This is a genomic window from Psychroflexus salinarum, from assembly GCF_042677225.1.
Taxonomy (GTDB): Bacteria; Bacteroidota; Bacteroidia; order Flavobacteriales; family Flavobacteriaceae; genus Psychroflexus; species Psychroflexus salinarum.
Map to the genome: position 1 here is coordinate 18,338 of NZ_JBHTIV010000007.1, position 21,026 is coordinate 39,363.

18 protein-coding genes are annotated in these 21,026 nt (G+C 35.4%); 12 read left to right on the forward strand and 6 right to left on the reverse strand.

Going from position 1 to position 21,026, the window contains the following annotated elements; genetic code table 11:
* Positions 1-38: 38 nt before the first annotated feature.
* Positions 39-1,265, reverse strand: a complete 1,227-nt coding sequence (locus tag ACFQ0R_RS06945) for a Glu/Leu/Phe/Val dehydrogenase dimerization domain-containing protein (protein WP_379657659.1) — start codon at positions 1,263-1,265, stop codon at positions 39-41.
* Positions 1,266-1,357: 92 nt separating this feature from the next.
* A complete protein-coding gene (locus ACFQ0R_RS06950; protein WP_379657660.1) occupies positions 1,358-2,410 on the reverse strand; it encodes an anhydro-N-acetylmuramic acid kinase in 1,053 nt (350 codons plus the stop codon).
* Between the two features lie 171 nt (positions 2,411-2,581).
* On the opposite strand from ACFQ0R_RS06950, the gene ACFQ0R_RS06955 reads away from it, so the two are divergent.
* From ACFQ0R_RS06955 to arfB, 6 genes are all read left to right on the forward strand, one after another.
* A complete protein-coding gene (locus ACFQ0R_RS06955) occupies positions 2,582-3,724 on the forward strand; it encodes an acyl-CoA dehydrogenase family protein (RefSeq protein ID WP_379657661.1) in 1,143 nt (380 codons plus the stop codon).
* Positions 3,725-3,811: 87 nt separating this feature from the next.
* On the forward strand, positions 3,812-4,072 hold the full coding sequence (locus ACFQ0R_RS06960; RefSeq protein WP_379657662.1) for a thiamine-binding protein: 261 nt from the start codon (positions 3,812-3,814) through the stop codon (positions 4,070-4,072).
* Positions 4,056-4,694, forward strand: coding sequence for a nicotinamide riboside transporter PnuC (pnuC, locus tag ACFQ0R_RS06965; protein WP_379657663.1), 639 nt, complete (start codon positions 4,056-4,058; stop codon positions 4,692-4,694). Before ACFQ0R_RS06960 ends, pnuC begins: the two co-directional genes overlap by 17 nt.
* On the forward strand, positions 4,649-5,203 hold the full coding sequence (locus ACFQ0R_RS06970; RefSeq protein WP_379657664.1) for an AAA family ATPase: 555 nt from the start codon (positions 4,649-4,651) through the stop codon (positions 5,201-5,203). Before pnuC ends, ACFQ0R_RS06970 begins: the two co-directional genes overlap by 46 nt.
* Positions 5,204-5,210: 7 nt before the next feature.
* On the forward strand, positions 5,211-6,755 hold the full coding sequence (locus ACFQ0R_RS06975; RefSeq protein WP_379657665.1) for a DUF4301 family protein: 1,545 nt from the start codon (positions 5,211-5,213) through the stop codon (positions 6,753-6,755).
* Complete coding sequence (arfB, locus tag ACFQ0R_RS06980) at positions 6,748-7,152, forward strand: alternative ribosome rescue aminoacyl-tRNA hydrolase ArfB (protein ID WP_379657666.1); 405 nt, start codon at positions 6,748-6,750, stop codon at positions 7,150-7,152. The genes ACFQ0R_RS06975 and arfB overlap by 8 nt, the downstream gene beginning before the upstream one ends.
* A gap of 191 nt (positions 7,153-7,343) precedes the next feature.
* On the opposite strand, the gene ACFQ0R_RS06985 is transcribed toward arfB, so the two are convergent.
* Both ACFQ0R_RS06985 and ACFQ0R_RS06990 read right to left on the reverse strand, forming a co-directional pair.
* Complete coding sequence (locus ACFQ0R_RS06985; protein ID WP_379657667.1) at positions 7,344-8,459, reverse strand: NAD(P)/FAD-dependent oxidoreductase; 1,116 nt, start codon at positions 8,457-8,459, stop codon at positions 7,344-7,346.
* 115 nt (positions 8,460-8,574) lie between these two features.
* Positions 8,575-11,082: a phosphoenolpyruvate carboxylase gene (locus ACFQ0R_RS06990; protein WP_379657668.1), complete on the reverse strand. Its 2,508-nt coding sequence runs from the start codon at positions 11,080-11,082 to the stop codon at positions 8,575-8,577.
* A gap of 437 nt (positions 11,083-11,519) precedes the next feature.
* Between ACFQ0R_RS06990 and ACFQ0R_RS06995 the strand changes: the two genes are divergently transcribed.
* A complete protein-coding gene (locus ACFQ0R_RS06995) occupies positions 11,520-13,895 on the forward strand; it encodes a TonB-dependent receptor (protein ID WP_379657669.1) in 2,376 nt (791 codons plus the stop codon).
* Positions 13,896-13,962: 67 nt separating this feature from the next.
* Here ACFQ0R_RS06995 and ACFQ0R_RS07000 read toward each other — a convergent pair whose 3' ends face one another.
* Both ACFQ0R_RS07000 and ACFQ0R_RS07005 read right to left on the reverse strand, forming a co-directional pair.
* The gene (locus ACFQ0R_RS07000) at positions 13,963-14,958 is read right to left on the reverse strand and encodes a DUF4837 family protein (RefSeq protein ID WP_379657670.1); all 996 of its coding nucleotides are present in this window, start codon (positions 14,956-14,958) and stop codon (positions 13,963-13,965) included.
* A 72-nt stretch (positions 14,959-15,030) separates the two neighbouring features.
* Entirely contained in the window at positions 15,031-15,552 is a 522-nt protein-coding gene (locus ACFQ0R_RS07005) for a DUF4304 domain-containing protein (RefSeq protein ID WP_379657671.1), read from the reverse strand.
* A 206-nt stretch (positions 15,553-15,758) separates the two neighbouring features.
* Here ACFQ0R_RS07005 and ACFQ0R_RS07010 point away from each other — a divergent pair, with 206 nt between their 5' ends.
* The 5 genes from ACFQ0R_RS07010 (at position 15,759) to ACFQ0R_RS07030 (ending at position 21,011) form a co-directional block, all read left to right on the forward strand.
* Positions 15,759-16,370 carry a porin family protein gene (locus tag ACFQ0R_RS07010; protein WP_379657672.1) on the forward strand — a complete coding sequence of 204 codons (612 nt, stop codon included), beginning with the start codon at positions 15,759-15,761 and terminating at the stop codon, positions 16,368-16,370.
* A 61-nt stretch (positions 16,371-16,431) separates the two neighbouring features.
* A complete protein-coding gene (locus ACFQ0R_RS07015; protein WP_379657673.1) occupies positions 16,432-17,250 on the forward strand; it encodes a pseudouridine synthase in 819 nt (272 codons plus the stop codon).
* Positions 17,251-17,258: 8 nt separating this feature from the next.
* A complete protein-coding gene (locus tag ACFQ0R_RS07020; RefSeq protein WP_379657674.1) occupies positions 17,259-19,277 on the forward strand; it encodes a hypothetical protein in 2,019 nt (672 codons plus the stop codon).
* 5 nt (positions 19,278-19,282) lie between these two features.
* On the forward strand, positions 19,283-20,104 hold the full coding sequence (locus ACFQ0R_RS07025; protein ID WP_379657675.1) for a DUF2490 domain-containing protein: 822 nt from the start codon (positions 19,283-19,285) through the stop codon (positions 20,102-20,104).
* A 13-nt stretch (positions 20,105-20,117) separates the two neighbouring features.
* The gene (locus tag ACFQ0R_RS07030) at positions 20,118-21,011 is read left to right on the forward strand and encodes an MORN repeat-containing protein (protein ID WP_379657676.1); all 894 of its coding nucleotides are present in this window, start codon (positions 20,118-20,120) and stop codon (positions 21,009-21,011) included.
* Positions 21,012-21,026: the final 15 nt, after the last annotated feature.

Here is a 21,026-nt window from a genome sequence, read left to right on the forward strand (position 1 = left end):
AAACAATTAATTTCATCACATCGTAAGTATTTATTGCTCTAGATCAATTGTCTCAGTGCAATTTCAAAAGCAACTTTACTGATGTGTTTTTTGTTATTATTGTTCTCATAAGTGCGCTGTATTGCATTTTTGATAGTGACAGAGATGTCATTAAAAATAGCTTCATCTGTCATCATAACCTTACGTTCCATGAAGTAAGCGAAGACTCGAGCCATTCCGCAGTTGGCAATAAAGTCCGGAATCACACTCGCTTTCTGGTCGGCGTATTCCATAATAGGGCCAAAAAATATTTCTTTATCTGCGAAAGGAACATTGGCCCCGCAAGAAATTACTTCAAGACCGTTCTCTACGAGACTATCGATTTGGCCTTTTTGTATAAGACGAGATGCGGCACAGGGAGCAAAAATATCTGCGCCCAGCGACCAGAATTCTTCATTGGCTTTTTTAAATGGTATAAGGTCTGGACTCTTTAACGTGTTTCCTTCTTTAGCTAAAAACAACTCTTTGATTTCTTCATAGCTGTATCCGTCTTTGTTGATAAGCCCTCCATTTTGATCCAAGATACCAATGATTTTAGCGCCCATTTTTGAAAGATAAAACGCAGCTGCCGCACCTACATTTCCAAAGCCCTGGATAATGGCTGTTTTGCCTTTCACGTCTCCTCCGTAGATATCATAATAATGCTTTACAGATTCTGCAACACCAAAACCAGTACACATGTCTGCAACTGTATATTTTCTTAAAACATCTGGCGTGTAATCTGTATTTTCTATCACTTTGATGACTCCATGCCTCAATTGGCCAATTCTATTGATTTTGTCGGCTTCAGTGGGTTGAAAGTGTCCGTTGAAAACCCCTTCCTGTGGGTGCCAAACTCCACAGCTTTCAGTGATAGGAATTACTTCATTAATTTCATCAACATTCAAATCTCCGCCTGTACCGTAGTAGCTTTTTAATAAAGGTGATACCGCTTTGTACCAGCGTTGCAAAACCGCTTGTTTTCTAGGATCCTCTGGATTGAAGTTAATTCCAGATTTTGCTCCTCCAATGTCGGGCCCAGAAACCGTGAATTTGATCTCCATAGTTTTAGCCAGGGACAAGACCTCGTTTTCATTGAGTCCTTCTCTCATTCGTGTTCCGCCACCAGCAGCTCCGCCTCTTAGTGAGTTGATAACTGTCCAGCCTTCAGCTTCTGTTTCAGAATCTCTCCAGTGAAATACTATTTCGGGAGCTTTATCTTCATATTTATTTAAAAGTTCTTTCATAAGAAGTCTATACTATTTTAATGATTTTCTCGCAAATATAAAGATTCATTGAGGCATTACTAATTCTAGCTTCAATTATTCTTAAAAAGCTATTAAGGCAAGAAAATATTTCCGGAAGAATGGTCTCGAGAAGCCCCCGTGACAGATGATAAAACATTAATTTCTTCACGATCTTTTAGCACACCCAAAAGCCCAAAAATCAGTGCTTCTTTGTAATTGATAATCGCGGGATCTGGAAGGATCAATTGAGCATCAGTTTCAGCCGAAATCAATTCCATCAAATACGTGTTGAAGGCACCGCCTCCTGTAAAGAGAACTTGTTTATGACTAGAAATCGCTTTAGAAATTTGAAGAGCAAAATGTTTAGTACACGTGGCTATAATTTCTTCTGAATTTAATCCTGCAAGATTTAATAAGGGAAGAAATTGAGCTTCAAGCCATTCAGTGCCTAGTGATTTTGGTGCAGGTTTGGAATAATACTGAAGATTTTCTAACTGTGAAAGAAGCTTTAGGTTTGGAACTGAAGCCCTTGCAATAGCTCCATTTTTGTCGAATTCTTTGCCTAATTGATTGGCGTAAGGATTCAATACTTTGTTGACAGGACAAATGTCATAAGCGATTCGTTGATTACTTTCTTCAAAAGAGATATTGGCAAAACCTCCCAGATTTATACAGGCATCGTAATCGCCAAAAAGCAGGCGATCCCCAATGGGAACCAGTGGAGCGCCCTGACCACCCAATTTCACATCTAGCTCTCTAAAATCACAAATGACTTTTTGTTTTGTCAGGCCAGCCAGTTTTGGAAGATTGCCGATTTGATAAGTGAATCCATTTTCCGGTTGATGCAAGATAGTATGTCCGTGAGAAGCAATAAAGTCAATTTTGTGTAATCTATTTTCGGTTATAAATCGGTTAATATATTTAGATAGTAAAAGGGTATAGTCTTCATCAAGGGCTTTAATCTTTTCTAAAGGCCAGGTGTGAGCATGTTGTAACTTTTCAACCCAGATTGGAGAATATGCATAAGTACTAGCTGTATGAATTTCAAAAGACCATGTTTCACCCTTTTTGAGTGTGCAATGCAAAAGATCAATACCATCCAGTGAAGTGCCAGACATAACGCCGATGACAGAGTAGGTTTTCATGTGCTCGTTCTATTTCTTCAAATTTACGGTAATGCTTTTGATTATACTTCTAATATACTCTGCTCATCTGCTTTTTACATTAATCTTAATTTATGAAACCTTACATTGAAAAATATGTAGGTAAATCATATATTTGTGACAAATTTTTAATAAAACCGAAATAGTAACTATATGGATTTTAAGTTAACAGAGGAGCACGAAATGATTCGCCAAGCGGCGAGAGATTTTGCAATAAATGAATTGAAACCTGGAGTAATAGAGCGTGATGAAAAGCAAGAGTTCCCAAAAGAACAGGTAAAGAAAATGGGAGAGCTCGGTTTTATGGGAATGATGGCTTCTCCGGAGTATGGAGGTGGAGGAATGGATACCATTTCTTACGTTTTGGCAATGGAAGAACTTTCTAAAATCGACGCTTCAGCTTCAGTAGTGGTTTCTGTGAATAATTCTTTGGTATGTTGGGGGCTTGATACTTATGGAACTGAAGAGCAAAAGAAAAAATACTTATCACAGTTAACAACTGGAGAAAAAATTGGCGCATTTTGTTTAAGTGAGCCTGAAGCTGGTAGTGATGCGACTTCGCAAAAAACAACGGCAATAGATAAAGGTGATTATTACGTTATCAACGGTACCAAGAACTGGATTACCAATGGTAATTCTGCAGATATTTACCTGGTGATTGCTCACACAGATAAAGTGAAAAAACATAGAGGAATCAATGCTTTTATCCTTGAAAAAGGAATGGAAGGGTTTGAAGTTGGTCCTAAAGAGCAAAAAATGGGTATACGCGGAAGTGATACGCATTCATTGACTTTCAATGATGTGAAAGTTCCCAAAGAAAACAGAATTGGTGAAGACGGATTTGGATTTAAATTCGCGATGAAAACATTAGCAGGCGGAAGAATAGGTATTGCTGCACAAGCTTTAGGTATTGCTGCAGGTGCTTATGAAATGGCAAAGGACTACTCTAAAATCAGAAAAGCTTTTGGAACTGAGATCATGAATCATCAAGCTATTGCTTTCAAACTAGCAGATATGCATACCAGCATTGAAGCAGCAAGACATATGGTGATGAAAGCAGCCTGGGATAAGGATAACGGAGAAAATTACGATTTATCTGGGGCTATGGCCAAGCTTTATGCTTCTCAGGTAGCAATGGATGTAACAGTGGAAGCTGTCCAGGTTCACGGTGGAAATGGATATGTAAAAGAATACCACGTAGAGCGTTTGATGAGAGATGCAAAAATCACTCAGATTTATGAAGGAACATCAGAAATTCAAAAAATAGTGATTTCCAGAAGTATCCTGGCTGAATAACTAAAAAGACTTATTTTTTAAAAGGCCAACTCTCATGTTGGCCTTTTTTATTATAAAAATAGTAACCTTGCCATCTAAAAGTGAATTATGAAAATTTCAGTTGAATTAACACTCACTCCAATACAAGATGATTATGAGCCAATAATCATCGATTTTATAAAAGCTATGCGTAAGTCGGGCCTGACTGTTCTAGAGAACCCGCTAAGCACTCAAGTTTATGGAGAATATGAAAAGGTGATGCAGATTCTTCAAGAGGAAGTTCAAATTGCTTTTGAAGCGATGGATCGTGGTTTACTACACATGAAAATTGTAAAATCTGATAGAAGTGATTATGAGCCTCATTTTTGATTGGTTGTTTTCAGAATATGAAAATACGCCTACTCATTTTATAGTTTTAGAAGTTATTGCAATAATCTTTGGTTTCTTAAGTGTCCTTTTTTCTAAAAAAGACAACATTCTTGTTTTTCCTACAGGGATTATAAGCACCCTTATTTTTGTATATATTCTTTATCAATATAGTCTTTTAGGTGATATGATGATCAATGCTTATTACTTTGCAATGAGTGTTTATGGCTGGTACATTTGGACAAGAAAAGTTGACGATTCTCATTTTATACCCATAGAACGAGCGTCATCAAGAGAACATATAAAATCAATTTTTCTTTTTATAGCAACTGCTATATTTGTGTCTGTAGTCTATGAAATATTCAATAAATGGGATGGATGGATTACATATATGGATGTGATAACCACTTCCATTTTCTTTGTTGGCATGTGGTTGATGGCTAAGAAAAGACTGGAAAACTGGATATACTGGATTGTTGGTGATTTTATTTCAATCCCTTTGTATTATTATAAAGGACTTACTTTTACATCTTTTCAATTTATACTTTTTACTATTATTGCGGTTTATGGATATTTAGAATGGAAGAAGAACTTAAACAAACCCAAAGAGAGCTTACTAAAATAGTTCTTTTTGGTCCTGAATCTTCAGGTAAATCAAGCTTAGCAGAGGCTTTAGCTGAGGTTTATGATACAGAATGGGTGCCGGAGTTTGCCAGAGATTATCTGCAAGAAAAATATAATAATTCTGCAGAAGTCTGTCATCCTTCAGATCTTATCCCTATTGCGAAAGGGCAGATCCAGCTGGAGAATAAACTAGCAAAAAGAGCAAAGGATTATCTGTTTTGTGATACCAATGTTTTACAGACACTTACCTATGCAAAGGTCTATTTTGAAAACTTTCAAAATGATGTTTTAGAGCAATGCGTAAAGCATCATGAGTACACTCATTATTTTCTTACATTTATCGATACGCCGTGGGTTGCAGATGATTTACGAGATAAACCCGACGAGAGAAGCGAAATGTTTAGTACCTTTGAAGATACGCTCATCCGAAGAAATCTGCCTTATACAATTTTGAAGGGAGATTTGAAGCAACGTTTACAAAAAGCCAAATCTATTATAAAAACACTTTAACTTAATCATGAACTTTCATCCTGACGACCTATCTCATATAAATGATCATAATCTTTCTGTGCAAAAGATTGAACAAGATCTAGAACACTTCAAAAAAGGATTTCCCAATCTTGAAATTGTAAAACCAGCCACATTGGAAGATGGAATTTTACAATTGAACTCAAAAGATAAAAATAAATTTATTGAAATTTATAAAAAATCAAATGTACAAGTGTTGAAATTTGTACCAGCGAGTGGTGCTGCTTCAAGAATGTTTAGATCACTTCATCAATTTTTGGATGAATACCCAACTACCAATTTAAGTTTTAAAAATTTAGTAGAACAGGATAAATTTAAAGACCTTAAAAGCTTTTTTGATTCATTAGAATATCTTGCATTTTATGAAGATCTGGTTTTGGCATTAGGAGGTAAAGGTGTAGATTTTGATGCATTATCCCCGGGAGCAAAAGCCTATGAACTAACCAAGCAAATGCTAGCAAAAGATGGTTTCCAAATGGCAGATTTGCCTAAAGGACTTATTCCATTTCATAAATATCCACAAGAAAAATTATCAGCATTTGAAGAACACTTTTATGAAGCTATAAACTATGCTATAAAGGATAACAAAGCACGACTTCATTTCACCATATCATCTGATCATATTGATAAATTCAAGCATAAATTAAAAGACCTTCAACCTAAAATTGAAAAAGAAACCGGGATAAATTTTGAAGTTGAATTTTCATTTCAACATTCCTCTACAGATACAATTTGCCTGGACTCAAAAAATGAAATCTTTAGAGACGAGAATGGGAATATTTTATTTCGTCCTTCAGGTCATGGGGCTTTGGTGGAAAACTTGAATAAACTTGAAGCGGATATTGTATTTATTAAAAACATAGATAACGTGTCTCATCAGGATCTGGTTTCAGAACCAAGTCAATCTTCATTGGAATATAAATCTGTCATCGCAGGCATTCTAATTCAGTTACAAGACAGAGCATTTTCACTTTTAAGGAGACTTCAAAATGAAACAACCAGTCCAGAATTATTACAAGAAGCGGGTTCTTTTTTGAAGAATGATTTGAACATACATGTGGATTTTAAAACCAAGGATGAAATAATTCATTACCTCAATAGACCTATAAGAGTTTGTGGTATGGTTGTGAATGAAGGCGCTCCAGGTGGCGGACCGTTTTGGATAAAAAATGAAGATGATAGTATTTCTTTGCAAATTGTAGAAAAGTCTCAGATAGATCTATCTCAGCCAGACCAAAAAGAAAAACTGGAGGCTTCAACACATTTTAATCCTGTAGATATAGTTTGTGGTTTGAAAAATTATAAGGGCGAAGCTTTTGACATGAAAGAATTTGTAGATACCAACAAAGGATTTATCGCTCAAAAGTTTGTTGGAGGAGAAACTATAAAAGCTCTGGAATTACCAGGACTTTGGAACGGAGGCATGGCATTCTGGAATACTGTTTTTATTGAAGTCCCCGCAGAAAGCTTTAACCCAGTGAAAACTGTTGTAGATTTACTCAAGCCTGGTCACCAACCAAAAACTGATGTTTAATACTAAACAACTTTATAAAGAGCTTCAATTTCAGTTTGCTTTAAGTGGAGGGCCTGGCGGACAGCATGTGAATAAAACTGAAACCAAAGTAATTATCACATGGCATCCATCATCCTCAGCTGTTTTTTCTGAAACTCAAAAAAACTTAATTGAAAGTAAATTGGCTTCCAGAATTAATGCTGAAGGCGAACTCAAATTGAGTGTTGCTAAAACTCGGAGCCAGCTTCAGAATAAAAAACTGGCGGTGACGATGCTGGAAGAACTGCTTAAAAAAGCACTTCAGAAGCCTAAAAAACGAATCAAAACTAAACCTTCTCGTTCTTCCAAACTTAAACGACTTCAGAAGAAAAAACAGCATTCAGATAAAAAACAGTTGAGGAAAAAGCCGAAACTTTAGAGGGTTATGTCACTCCGATAAAGAAGCTTTTTTTCCTTGACGAGAGATTTCTCGTTGTCAATCCGACAGAGTGTAGGTTTTGCGAAGCGACGAAGAATCTATGCTTTTCGAACGGGTAAAGATGCTTAAATCGCCAAAACGGTCTTCTTCCCACCTAAGGCGGACAGGCTGAATGACAGGTCATCATTTCATCAGTCAATCAAATCTGCTAACTCCTTTCCAACCTGACTTCCAATAGCAACTCCCATCCCGCCTAATCGAACGGCACTAAACACTCGGCTGGAAATTGGTTTTATAATGGGTTTTTTCTGTTGCCCAAGTCCTAGAATCCCACTCCAGCGCTGATCGATTTCAGCATCTTGATTGGGTAAAATCACATTATGAAGTAAATCTTCTAAAGCGTTTTGAATACGTGATGTGGTTTCTAAAACTGAAGTCATTTCGCGGTCTTTGTCTAGATTTCTGCCTCCACCAAGTAAAATTCTATCGTGTACATTTCTGAAGTAATAAAAACCTTCGTCCAGATGGAACGTACCTTTTATGGCTAAATTTTGAATAGGTTTAGTAATTAAAACCTGACTTCTAGCTGGAGTCACTTTAAGTTCTAATAGCTCAGATGCAAAAGCATTTGTCGCAATAAAAAGCTGCTTAGCCTTAAAGCTAAAATCTTTAAATTGAATATGTACTGAATCACCTTCAGTAGAAAAATCGGTAACTTCTACTGAATTCAAAATTAAAATCCCTTCATGCTGAGCTTTTTTCAATAAAGCCTGCATCATTTTACCAGTATCAATCTGCCCTTCAAAAGGGGTGAAAATGAGATATGATAAAGAATTTTTAAATCCAAAATTATTAGTTTTCAATTTAAAAGTATCTCCCTTAAAAATCGGACGCAGCATTTCATTGAGCATTTTCAGGTTGGCTTCGCATTTTTCAAATGTATCTTTATTTTTCTCTTGAAAGACTTCGTAGCCACCATGCTGTTGGTAATCGATTTGCTTCTCACCTAACGTAGATTTCAGCAACTCCAAACCATCGACGCGTTGTTGAACTAAATCCAGGAGCTCTTCTGTGTCGTGATTTTGCATATCAGAAAGTAATTCACTGGCACTTCCAAAGCAAGCAAAACCAGCATTTTTGGTGCTTGCACCTTGTGGTAAAATACCTTTCTCTAGTACTAAAACTTTGGCTTTTGGAAACTTTTTCTTGAGACGAAGCGCGCAAGTCAATCCTACAATTCCACTTCCAATAACGCAGAAATCAACTTTATTAAACCAAGTATTTAGCTCCCAATAGGATAAATTCATAACGCTAAGTTTTCAGTAAATATAAGCTTCTTGAAGGTTTAGACTAATTAACCATAAGCCTAATAGGTTAGACTGTAACAGGTATTGTCTCCTAATTTAGTCTTAAAAATTTCACCTACGCTGAATTTCGGCTAGCGTTGATATTACCAAACAAAGCCCTTACTACCATCTTTTCATAGATTTCCTTATTTGTATCGTTTTCCTGAATTTTTTGCAAGGCATATTGCTGGATGCTTAGTAGTGGCAGAACAATATTCTCTCGCATACTAATGGATTTCTTGTCGAGCTCTTCATTTTCCATCAATTCGTTTTGTTTTGTCAATTTAAGGACGAGTTTTTTAGTAAGCTCGTATTCTTCACGTAAATTTTTCCAAAACTCACCATATTTTTTATCATTCTTCATGTAGGAAGTTAATGGGAAATAGGATTTTTTCATGGACATGATGCTATTCAAAATTAAAGATCTGAAAAAAGCTGAATGTTCATAAAGGTCTTCAACCACATGAAACTGGTCTGCATAAGAATTGAGTGCAGTTCCTAAGCCATAATAGCCTGGCACATTTTGTCTAACTAATCCCCATGAACCTACAAATGGAATAGCTCTTAAGTCCTTCAAACTAAGTTCTGCATTTTGGTTTCGCTTGGTGGGTCTACTGCCAATATTTGTAGCGCCATAATATTTGAGGATTGTCATTTCTTCGAGATAAGGAATGAACAAATCATGTTCCTTTAAGCTAGTGTATTTTTCATAGCTCCTGTCAGCTAACTCTGTAAGTAATTCTTTATGATTTGGCTTCCAGCCTTTACTTAGTTTAGATTTCACTCCTGCTAAAAGTAACTGCTCAAAATTGTATGTGGCCTGCTCGTGAGTGCCAAAAACACTTGTGATAGTTTGCCCTTGAATTGTAAGCTGTATCTTTTCGTTAGCAATTTCATTGCCTTGAGCTGCATAAAATTGATGTGTTTTACCACCACCACGAGCTGGTGGTCCGCCACGACCATCAAAAAATACAACCTGGTAACCTTCTTCTCTTGATAAACTTGTAAGGCGCTCTTTGGTTCTGTAGATTTCCCAGTTGGCCTTTAGATAACCTCCATCCTTGGTCCCGTCTGAAAAACCTAACATAATGTGTTGTTCCTTATCTCTTTTGTGTAAATGCTTTTTGTAGACTTCATTTTCATAAAGCGATTTCATCACCGCTTCAGAATTATCCATTCCATCCATAGTTTCAAATAAAGGGACAATATCTATGTTGATGTCCTCTTCTTTATATCCGCAATATTTGAATAATGCAAACACATGTAAGACATCAAAAATACTTTCTGAATTGGAAATAATATAGCGATGCAATCCTCTTTGACCGTTTAAATCCTGTATTTCTTGAATTTGATATACATTTTCAATCGTATCTACAACCAAATCATCTGAATAGTCGTCTGGATTTATTTTCAAAGATCTCTGGGTCAAGTAGTCTAATTTTTCTTTTGAAGACAATTCGTTATAGTCAACACCGAATTCTTTTTTGAATATTTCTGTAATCACTTGGTTGTGAATACTACTGTCTTGACGAATATCCAAGGTTGCAAAATGATTTCCAAACAAATGTACTCTCCCGATAAAATCATCGACTAAGTCGATATTTAAAGACTTATAGTTGTCCTTGACTAAGGTCCTGACGTGATACATTATTTCTAAGATCTCCTCAGATTTTAGGCTGGTTTTCTTCTTAAAAATCTGTTTGTATAGTTTGCTTTTCAATTCATTCAAGGGTTCATTGACTTCTCTGAAAGTGAGTTTACGCATTAAAACCTTCAAATGATTATAGTAGCATTTCATGATAGTAATCCTTAACTGAGTTGCAACTTTGTAAGTGGTTTCTTTTGTTACAAATGGATTTCCATCTCTGTCACCCCCTGGCCAAAATCCCATTTCCAGTAAATTGGGGTTGAAGTCCGGAGGTAGATTGGTGGCTTTAGCAATTTGATGATATATTTTCCCTAGAGTTTCATAATATACATATCTCAAGTAAAAAATAATACTTTGTGCTTCATCAAAAGGTGTAGGCTTTTCTCTATTTATAAATGGGGTATAAGCCAGCTGCTGGAGTATGTTGTCAATTTTTGTAATGCTATCTTGTTGAACAGCATTACGAAGTTCATGCATGATTCCCTGCACATTGTTAGGGTAAAATTGGGTTGGATGAGCTGTAAAAACTATTCTTGAACTAAAGCTTTTTAGGTGTTCAACCAAGTCTTGATAATTTTCGTTTGCTGGTTGAAGAACGCTATCGATTTTTTGTTTTTCAAAACTTGGAAATGCTGCATCTTCAATACTATCAAATAAGACCACCTGCCGTTCTATGTATTTTATCATCCTGAACAATAAGTCAAACCTTTCCTTATCGGTTTTTAACTCTGTATGATTATCTAAGAAGTCTTCGATAACCTCTTTAGGTTCAGCGTCTTTTTGATAACCTTCTTTACTTAATTTATGCAGAAGTGGAATAAAAACACCTGTGTAGGTAGTGTTTTCGTTTGGAAGGTTTAAAAATAAACTATTGTAAATCAGATATTTATTGCTTACTAATTGTCTAAATTTTTCAATACGTTCATTATTTTGCATGGCCTGTTGGATTTAAGTTCAATTTTCAATGTATAAAGCTACTTTATCAAAAATAAGGAAAAACTATAAAATTAATATAGTCTCTAAATCTTATTCATTTTAAATCATAAAATAGAATTTTAAATTTGATGTTTAGAAATATTCCTTCAATTATTCAGCGGCATATCAACTGAATGCAAACAGGTTTTGGAAATAAACCAGGATTAGTTTAGCCTGTATTCAAAACATTTATTTTAATTTTGCGTCACATCTCAAAGGGGTGTTTTGTGAAAGCAAGACTGAGATTATACCCAATGAACCTGGGCAAGTAATGTTGCCAAGGGAAAATGACAAGTTTGTCATGCATTGTTTTATACTCCTGATACCAAAGCGGTCATCAGGTTTTTTTATGTTTAACTTTGAATAATTGCCCCTTTTATTCGTAAATCATTTTACGAATGAAAACCAAATTATTTCTACTATGCGCTATCCTTTGGGGATGGCAATCCTTCTCTCAAAATTATACCATAGAAGGTAAAGTAACCGACAATGGCAAACCACTCCCAGGAGTGAGTGTTTATGCCAAAGCCAGCAATCTTGGAACTGTCACAGGTGAGAATGGAGACTATGAACTAGAAGTTTCTCCAGGAACCTACACGTTTGTATTCACCTTTGGCAATCGAAGAGAATTTAAAATTGATGTAAATTCCGACCAAACTTTAAATGTGGACATGTCTAAGGCTAAAGAAGCCTTAGATGAGGTTTTGGTTCAGGCTTTTCGGGTAAATGCCGACTCTCCAATTACTCATTCCAATTTTAGTAAAGAGGAAATTGAACAGCGAAATCTCGGACAGGATATTCCAGTATTGCTTAATGTCCTTCCTTCCGTTGTTTCCACCACAGATGCTGGTAATGGAGTAGGATACACTTCTATAAGAGTAAGGGGGAGCGATGCTTCCAGGGTAAATGTAACTTTAAACGGAATACCTTATAATGACCAGGAAAGCCAGGGATCTTTCTGGGTAAATTTGCCAGATTTTGCCTCTTCTACTGAGAATATTCAATTGCAAAGAGGTGTGGGAACTTCTACTAACGGCTCTGGTGCTTTCGGCGCAAGCTTGAATATCCTTACAGAAGCTAAAGATGATGAGCCAAGTGCAGAACTGAGTAATTCTTTTGGATCTTTTAATACAAGACGTCATACTGTAGAATTTGGAACAGGACTTTTGGAAGATAAGTTTACATTTTCCGGTCGTTTATCTCAAATCAAGTCTGATGGTTATATCGATAGAGCATTTTCAGATTTAAAATCTTATTTTTTACAAGGGACTTTTAAAGATGGAGGGACATTTATTAAGGCCTTGTCTTTTGGTGGTAATAATGTGACTTATCAAGCCTGGAACGGTGTGGATAGGGAAACTCTTGAAAACGACAGAACCTTTAACCCTTCTGGGATTTATACAGATGAGAATGGGAATACTCAGTTTTATGATAACGAGGTGGACAATTACAAGCAAGATCATTATCAGTTACACTGGAACCAGAGGTTGAATCAGAATTGGTCTACAAACCTGAGTTTGAACTATACTTATGGACGAGGTTATTTTGAACAATATGAAGAAAATGCAGATTTAGCTTTTCATGAAATCGGTCCTGTAAACGCTGGGAACGAAACCATTGAAGAATCAGATTTGATAAGAAGACGATGGTTGGATAATGATTATTACGTCATAAATGGTACTACGACTTACACCGACAGTCAGATAGAGTTTACATCTGGTTTGTTTTATAGCTACTACACAAACGACCACTTCGGAGAAGTGATTTGGTCGCGTTTTGCTGGTGATTCTGAAATAAGAGATAACTACTATTTCGGAAATGGGACTAAGAAAGAATTTACAGCTTTTAGTAAAGCGACCTTGAAACTGAATGATAAAGTTAGCATATTCGGGGATTTACAGGGCCGTTTTGTAAACTATGAAACTTCAGGATTAACTTCTGATAAAGTCAATCTTTTGGTAGATGAAAATTTTAACTTTTTCAACCCCAAAGCTGGTGCAACCTTTCAAATTAATGAGGACCAGCAGTTGTACGGTTCTTACGGGAGAGCTCAGCGTGAACCAAGGCGAAGAGATTTTGAAAACGGTATCACCAATCCAGAAATTCTGGACGATTTTGAATTAGGATGGAGGCTTGACTTGGGGAATTCTACTATCAATACAAATCTGTATTACATGTATTACCAAGATCAGATGGTATTAACAGGTGCTTTGGATGATGTAGGTGCGCCTATAAGAGAAACTAGTGGTGAGAGTTATAGATTGGGTCTGGAAATAGATGCAGATATAAGAATAAGCGATTTGTTTTCTACTCGACCTAATTTGACTTTAAGTCGAAATAAAAATATTGATTTCAAAGCGAATCTTGATGGTGAAATTAGGGACCTTGGAGAGACTAACATTTCTTTTTCACCAGAAATTATTGGAGCAAATCAATTTATTTATCATCCAAGTGAAACTTTTCAAATCAACCTGATATCCAAATTTGTTGGAAAGCAGTACATGGGAAATATAGATAGTGAAGTGTCTTTATTGGATAGCTTTTTCACCAACGATGTAAATATTGTTTATGAATGGAAAAATCCACCTTTGTTTAAGTCAGTTGTGTTTACAGGACTTGTGAATAATATTTTTGATGTTAAGTACGAGTCTAATGGTTATTTCTTCTTTTTTGATTCGCAAACTAATGCTGGTCAAGTACAAACTATTGAAGGGGCTGGTTTTTACCCTCAGGCAGGGATAAATTTCTTAGCAGGAATGACATTGAAGTTTTAGTAAACAGAAATTCATTTAATAAAAAAGACCTCCAATTGGAGGTCTTTTTTATTGGTTTAAATACGTTTTAATCAATAAATTTAGCTGACTTAAGTATTGCTTCTATTTCAAACATTTGTAATCTTTTAGAAGACGATGGTTTAAAAACAAAGCCTTCAAGTATGACATAGCGGTCGTTTTTTTCATCTTTTACAGCATAAGTAACAAAAGGACCCGCCATAAAAAAACCTTTCACTTCCCAGGTTCCTTTGATTTCGTAAGCAAACTTACCATCAATTTCTGTTTCAAATAAATACGGGGCGTAAGCTTCTTCTGTAATCATATGTGTGTCTTCAGTAGGACCGGGAATGTGTTTTTCTCCTACAGAGTCTCTCATTTTGATGACGTTAGCAATGATGTCGTCATTTTTTTCAATAGTAGATATGGGAACTTCGTATGCAAGCAATTCCATGCTGCCGTTTTTAATGTCTTTTCGCATCCAAAAAAAATCATCTTCCTGCTTAGCGTAGCGATAAGCTGAAGGAAATAACATACTGATACCAAGAGATTTTTTCAGAACATCCACCTGGTTTGGAGCTTTTCTCATACGTCTCCGTTTTTCTTTCAGTTCAGTTTCTTCTAGAAGGTCTAGAAATTTTTCTTTATTTTCTTCCAGTTCAGTAATGATTGATTTTGGATTTGGGCCAGTAATAGCGATGCCTACTTGAGGTTTTGCAAAAGAATCTATAAGAATTTGATGACCTGTTTGCTTGGATTTTTCGATTTTCAAAAAGGTTCTGTTTTTTCTTGCAAAGCCGTTAAAAGCTGTAGGTGGAATTTGATTAAGAGCATGTAGAGGCTCTTGTTGAGGAAGACCTAAGGCATCGGCTGCAAAAATTTCTCGTATATGTTCGCCGATGGAATCTTGCCAGTCTTCATTTATGATGACAACGTTAAGTTGATTCAAATTACCAGAAGACTCTGATTTATAAGCAGATGTTTTTGATTCGTTACAAGAATAAATAGAAATAAGAAGGGTAAATATCAGGCTTAGTTTCCCGAAGCGATGTAGAATTGATTGCATTTTTTGTTGTTTTTAATTGAATGTACATATCCAATAGTGTTCCAAAAGTACAATAATTCAAAAAAAACTTTCTTAGCTCGCTAAATTATTCATGACTTTAAATCTATGCTCTTGAATAAACCTGTCTAATCTTTGATTCCAAAAAGGGACGTCTTTGTAAAACTCCACACAATCTTGTAAGGTTTCCTGTTGAATGAGTTGTGGAATGATGTATTCTTCAAAATCACGCGAGATCAGATTTAAAAATTCATCTGCGTTATCTTCATTCGTTAAAGAATAGCCTATACTATTCTTATATCTATGAAACTGAATTTCCTCCGGGAGGTAGCAATCTTGAGACACACATACGGCCAATTCAGTGATTTCTGGTCGCTTTCTAGATGAAGCTTTTATAGGAGGGATCATCAAACCCAAGTTGATCCTGAAATCTATCTTATCATCTGTTGACCACCAGTATTTTTGTAAAGTGAGTACTAATGAAAAATCTTCTTTAGATTTCCACCAAATTTCGCCTTCGTTATTAAAACCAGCCTCAACCATTAGTGGTTTTAAGATTTCAGATTCCATTTTTTGTAATATTTCAATTGCTTTCATAACTGAGGGTATTTGACTTATTCAAAAGTACAAGCCTTTTTTAATTTTAGTTTACGGTTCAGCCGTAATCATAATGCGGGAAAACCGTAAAATTTCATTTTACATATTTATAACAATACAGATTGCCCTGACCCTAACTCAAAAACTTATCTTTTTGCAATTACATGTTGTATTGAATAATTACTTTTGATTCCTTTTTAAAAAATATGAAGTATATAATTGTAATTACCCTTTTAAGCTTTCTTTCTTCAGGTATGTATGCTCAGGAAAATAAGTCTTCATTTGCATATGGAGCCAAATTTGGGTTATCCATTTCAGAATTGAAAGGATCTGACAATCTGAAATCACTGCGGTCGTCATTTTCTGCAGGGTTGGTTTCAGAGTATATGATTAATGAGCGCTACGCTTTACAAGCAGAATTTCTTTATTCTAGGCAAGGAAGTACAAATAGAGGGAATGAACAGGGGTCTTATTTCGAAAAAAGAGTAGACCTCAATTATTTCAACTTCCCAATTCTTGGAAAATATTACATCAAAAAAAGTTTAGCTTTTGAGCTAGGTCCACAGCTTGGATATCTTATGAGCGCCAATTACGAGAGTAAACAAGCTGGAAACTCTCAAAGATATTCTGTTGAAGAGGATTTTGAAAAACTAGACATCTCTCTGGCAGCTGGTATAAGTTATAAAACCGATTGGGGATTTTTGGTTGGTGCTAGATATAGCTTTGGTTTAAATGACATCAACAATGGTACTAATTTAGAATCTGGTAGTTTACGAAATGCTGTATTCCAAGTCTATTTTGGCTATTTATTTAAATAAAGCTTTATTATTCTAAATCGTCAACTGCTTTAAAAACAGTATCTTTGCGCAAAATTTGAAAATGAAAGATCAACATAAAAAGAAAGATTCCAAAACGAAGGGATCGAAAAATAAATTCAGCAAAAAGGAAGTTGCTCAGTCTAAAGTAGATAAACAGATAAAAAATCCGAATGCAGGAATACGTCTTAATAAATACGTTTCCAATTCTGGCGTCTGTTCTCGTAGGGATGCAGACATCTACATAAAATCTGGAAATGTCACGGTGAACGGAAAAGTGATTACCGAAATGGGACACCAGGTGAAGTTGGAAGATGAGGTGAAATTTGATGGTAGACTAATCAATCCAGAGCCAAAATCTTATGTGCTTTTGAATAAACCTAAAGGATTCTACGTGACAGGAAGCTATGAGAAAGGAAAATTAACCGCGTTGGATTTGGTTCAGAATGCTTCCAAATCTAAATTAGCCCCTGTTGGCAAATTAGATACAAGTGCTATGGGGTTAATCTTGTTCACTAACGATGGGACTTTGGCTAAAAAGTTGTCTGGACACAAAAATGGTGTTCGACAAATCTATCAGGTAGAACTAACTAAACCCGTCAGAGAGCAGGATCTTGAAGTCATTAAAGACGGACCATTTATAGAAGGTTCTAAAGTCAAAATAGAGGAAGCCTCCTATGTAGATAATAGACCAAAAAATATTATTGGACTTGAATTGAGAAGTCAAAGGGCTCATATTGTACAGCGTATCTTTAAAAAGTTAGGCTATGAAATTGAAAAACTTGATAGAGTAGTTTATGCAAATCTTGATAAGAAGAATGTGCCTAGAGGTCATTATCGCATTCTAACCAAACAAGAAGTGATCAACTTAGGAATGGTTTAAATGTACTCATGGATAAATTTAAAAGACATGTTTTTTTAAGTTTTAGCTCAATTTTGAGTTGGCTTGTTTTTGCTTTAATATTTATTTCTACATCTGTAATATTTGCTCAGCAAAAACAAGTTAAAAAAGATTCTCTTGAAATAATAGAAGGCGTTTCCGGACTTGTAGAATATGAATACAACACTTCTAAAGGAGAAGATATTTATGATGGAAAATTCTCCTTTCAATCTGTATCGCCTTCAAAATTAAAAAGCTTCGATTTTAAAGCTATAGTTTATGAAGGTGAATTTTCCTCCAATCAGAAGTCTGGTAATTGGTCCTTTTCAGATAAAATAATGAGAGAAGAAAATCAGAAATTTGTTTCTGGTTTTAGAGTTGGTAAGTTCGCTTCAGGAACCGAAAATAAAATTTCAGGAAAATTCCAGAATGGTAAAGCAGTTGGAAATTGGGAAGCTGTTAAGCAAGATTACGTAAATTCTGAAGTAAAAGACACGCTGTTTTTTATTGAATCTACCTTCAAAAATAACCGGTTGGTAGGGTCTTTAAAATCCACATCAAAGTCTATAATCGTTCAAGGATACTTTAATGCTGACGGCTATTTTCACGGAGATTGGGAAATCAAACACCAAACCGATGACAAGCCTGTTCGGGAAATCAGAACTTATGAAGCGGGTATTCTCAAAACTTATGAATTTGTAATTGACAATAAAACCTTTGATGTTTCTTATTCAGGTTTTGATACAACTGTATCGAGAGATGACGAGCACTGGAAAGACTATACTTTGGAGGAGGGTTATTTTGATATTCTAAACCTCGTAGACTTAGATGTAGAACAGTCTGTTTCTTCATCTATAAAAGTTTCTGTTAACAATTATCATAAAAAAAGTAATGAGTTTATAAAAAACAGTGTGCTTGCATTTTCTCATCAATCTGGATTTGATATCTGGAATAGTATAAGAGGAAGTAGCCCTTTAGAGCTTGGAAAATTTAAAGTTAGGAAGTTTGACTTTACCGAAGAGGAAAAGAAAAAAATCCAATCTATTGCTGAAAATTTCGCGAACATTCAATCCGTTTTAAAACGATTTTCAGAGAATCCTAAAGTTAAAATTGGTAAGCCAGTCTATGAAAAATTTAATGAAGCTGAATTGATTTTTAATGTCTATAGAAATGAATTGACTCAGCTAGAGAGAATGGTTCATGTTATAACTTCAGACGCTTTTGAATTTGTTGATAGAAAAGAGATTTACGGCAAAATTTGGCCTAAACTTCTTTTCCCAGTTGAAGTGACTTATGAATTTCAGTCAGAACTAATAACTCAACCCCATGAATTCCCTAAAGTTCCTGAACGTCAAAATTTCGATTTGGAGAAAGCAAATTATTTGATTAAAAATATAAATGAAGATGTGGTAGCTCTTTATAAAGAGGTTGATAAAATCTTTAAGGCGATGGAAATTGAAAAATCGCTCTCTAGAGATGAAGAAAGACTGGTAGAAAAGAAGCTTAAAATTGAAAATTTATTCGATTTAAATTCAAAAAAAGAGGGTTTTAATGCCTATCATGAAAGGTATTCTGAATTGGTTTTGAAGCTTACTGAGGATACTTTCAATGCCTATGGAAACTTGAAAATTAATGAAAAGAAAAACAGAATCAAAGGTTTGCTCAATTGCTATGACAACCTGATAGAGTTCTATATTTTTCTAAAAGATTTGAAATCTAAAGATGAGAGGTTAGATGATGCATACACAAGAATAACTTTCAATCCTTATATGATGGTAGATATGTCTGAGAGGATAAAAGAAAATATCTATAAAGCCTTCGATGAAAGTTTAAAACCATATTTGTTTAATCGACTTAGTAATAATTTCAGCTGTGAAACTATTGAGTCTGCCATGGAAAACATAAATCATGTTTATCAAAAGATGCTGGAGTTGAGTAAGCGTGATACTAAAGAAGAGGAAAGAGAATTGAGAAGACAAAAAGATCCTGAAGCTATATTGTCTGTTCTGGAATTGAAGTTGAAATATTAATGTATATGAAGTTGGGAGGATCGTTTAAATTCACTTTATTCTTTGTTTTTTTTACAAGCTTTGTTTTTCCACAGGAAGGCAATGAAAGTTTTCCAGATCAGTCAATCTCGGGCGAGCCAGAAACCCTTTCCTGGGTCAATAGCTATGGCACATTTCGCCTAAGTGATAAGTGGTTCTGGCATGCAGAACTTCATTATAGAATGCGTGAAAATGCAGATAGAAATTTCATTGGAGATGTGGCACAGGTATACAACAGACACGGTATCCAGTATATTCCTACTAAGAATTTTAAATTCACTGCAGGGGGAGTTTTGAGAATAGACTTTGGTGATCAAAGTGGAGATGCTTACGAAAAGATCAGGTTGGAGCCGAGGATTTGGCACGAGTACCAATGGATGATGCCTTATGAGCGATTTAGAATTTATCATCGAATTAGAATTGAGCACCGTTGGAAAAAGAAGTTTAAAAAAGGTTCGGAATATGTTTTTGGGAATAGATGGCGTTATAAATTTATGATGAAGATTCCTCTGAATAAACCTAATTTGCAGCCGGGAGCTTTTTATTTCAACCCAGATGTCGAGTTAATCATGCAAAGCGGAAAAGGTATTGTAGACAATCCTATTGAGGACCTAAGACTATATCCTGGCATAGGCTACATCGCTTCTCCTCGCGTAAGTTACTCGGCAAATATGATGTATACCACTGGGCAATCTAGTATAGATGGAGGGGTTTATAGAGAACGTTGGATTTTTAAATTCAATGTATATATCAACCTGGATTTGAGAGAATTTGATGATAAAATTCCAGAGACTAGGTTTTACGATTAATTAAAATTTGCGCATGAGTTCTAAAGACACAAAACATAAAAATAGGTTTAAGGTATTATTCATCATTGCTTTGGTAGCTATTGTGGCTTTACTGGTCATGGTTTATACTTTGGATTCAAAACTTATCGCTTATCAGGAAAGTGAAACTATACCCGCTTCAACTTATTCTGAGTTGAAATCTGATTTTACTTCACTTCAGGAAATAATTGAGGCAGATGATGTTTGGATGATAGATAAAAAACCTAAACAGGCTTTGGAGCGTTATAAAAATCTTCAAACTTCAAATAAAGATTTAAGAAGAAAAGTAGATCGAAGAATAAAACGTGTTCAAAATATCATGAAATCCGAAAATGATGACGAACTGACTAAAATCAATCTTAGAACTGAGCTTAGCAATACTGTAGAAGCTAGAGATTCGCTTTCTAATCGGTTGGATTCACTGCAACAAAGCATCAAGTTTTCATTTAATGAATTTGAAAGCAGAAATGATAGTCTTGAAAATGAATTAAACTCAAAGACTAGGCAGCTCAATCGCAAAGAAACGTTGAAAGTCATAAGCTTCAAATCTGACAAGAATATACGGATCCATTATATTGGTGAAACCGAAAATAATATAGCTACCGGCAGCGGGGTAGGCGTTTGGGCAAATGCTTCGATTTATAGAGGTGAGTGGGAAGAAAATAAACCTCATGGAAAGGGGGTGTTTGAATGGGCCGATGGAGCAAAATACGAAGGAGATTTCGTCAAGGGTGAACGAACGGGAGAAGGAACGTTTCATTATCCTACAGGAGAAAAATATGTTGGAGAATTTAAAAATGGACTGAGGAGTGGTGCCGGTACTTTATACGATATCGATGGAAACATAAGTTTTGAAGGAGAGTGGGAAAAGGATAAGCCTATCCAGTGAGTCTTCAAAGTTCAA

Bases quoted from the DNA above. Each gene is read 5' to 3' on its own strand.
- ACFQ0R_RS06945 (WP_379657659.1), bottom strand. From the start codon at position 1,265: ATGAAAGAACTTTTAAATAAATATGAAGATAAAGCTCCCGAAATAGTA.
- ACFQ0R_RS06950 (WP_379657660.1), bottom strand. From the start codon at position 2,410: ATGAAAACCTACTCTGTCATCGGCGTTATGTCTGGCACTTCACTGGAT.
- ACFQ0R_RS06955 (WP_379657661.1), top strand. From the start codon at position 2,582: ATGGATTTTAAGTTAACAGAGGAGCACGAAATGATTCGCCAAGCGGCG.
- ACFQ0R_RS06960 (WP_379657662.1), top strand. From the start codon at position 3,812: ATGAAAATTTCAGTTGAATTAACACTCACTCCAATACAAGATGATTAT.
- pnuC (WP_379657663.1), top strand. From the start codon at position 4,056: ATGAGCCTCATTTTTGATTGGTTGTTTTCAGAATATGAAAATACGCCT.
- ACFQ0R_RS06970 (WP_379657664.1), top strand. From the start codon at position 4,649: ATGGAAGAAGAACTTAAACAAACCCAAAGAGAGCTTACTAAAATAGTT.
- ACFQ0R_RS06975 (WP_379657665.1), top strand. From the start codon at position 5,211: ATGAACTTTCATCCTGACGACCTATCTCATATAAATGATCATAATCTT.
- arfB (WP_379657666.1), top strand. From the start codon at position 6,748: ATGTTTAATACTAAACAACTTTATAAAGAGCTTCAATTTCAGTTTGCT.
- ACFQ0R_RS06985 (WP_379657667.1), bottom strand. From the start codon at position 8,459: ATGAATTTATCCTATTGGGAGCTAAATACTTGGTTTAATAAAGTTGAT.
- ACFQ0R_RS06990 (WP_379657668.1), bottom strand. From the start codon at position 11,082: ATGCAAAATAATGAACGTATTGAAAAATTTAGACAATTAGTAAGCAAT.
- ACFQ0R_RS06995 (WP_379657669.1), top strand. From the start codon at position 11,520: ATGAAAACCAAATTATTTCTACTATGCGCTATCCTTTGGGGATGGCAA.
- ACFQ0R_RS07000 (WP_379657670.1), bottom strand. From the start codon at position 14,958: ATGCAATCAATTCTACATCGCTTCGGGAAACTAAGCCTGATATTTACC.
- ACFQ0R_RS07005 (WP_379657671.1), bottom strand. From the start codon at position 15,552: ATGAAAGCAATTGAAATATTACAAAAAATGGAATCTGAAATCTTAAAA.
- ACFQ0R_RS07010 (WP_379657672.1), top strand. From the start codon at position 15,759: ATGAAGTATATAATTGTAATTACCCTTTTAAGCTTTCTTTCTTCAGGT.
- ACFQ0R_RS07015 (WP_379657673.1), top strand. From the start codon at position 16,432: ATGAAAGATCAACATAAAAAGAAAGATTCCAAAACGAAGGGATCGAAA.
- ACFQ0R_RS07020 (WP_379657674.1), top strand. From the start codon at position 17,259: ATGGATAAATTTAAAAGACATGTTTTTTTAAGTTTTAGCTCAATTTTG.
- ACFQ0R_RS07025 (WP_379657675.1), top strand. From the start codon at position 19,283: ATGAAGTTGGGAGGATCGTTTAAATTCACTTTATTCTTTGTTTTTTTT.
- ACFQ0R_RS07030 (WP_379657676.1), top strand. From the start codon at position 20,118: ATGAGTTCTAAAGACACAAAACATAAAAATAGGTTTAAGGTATTATTC.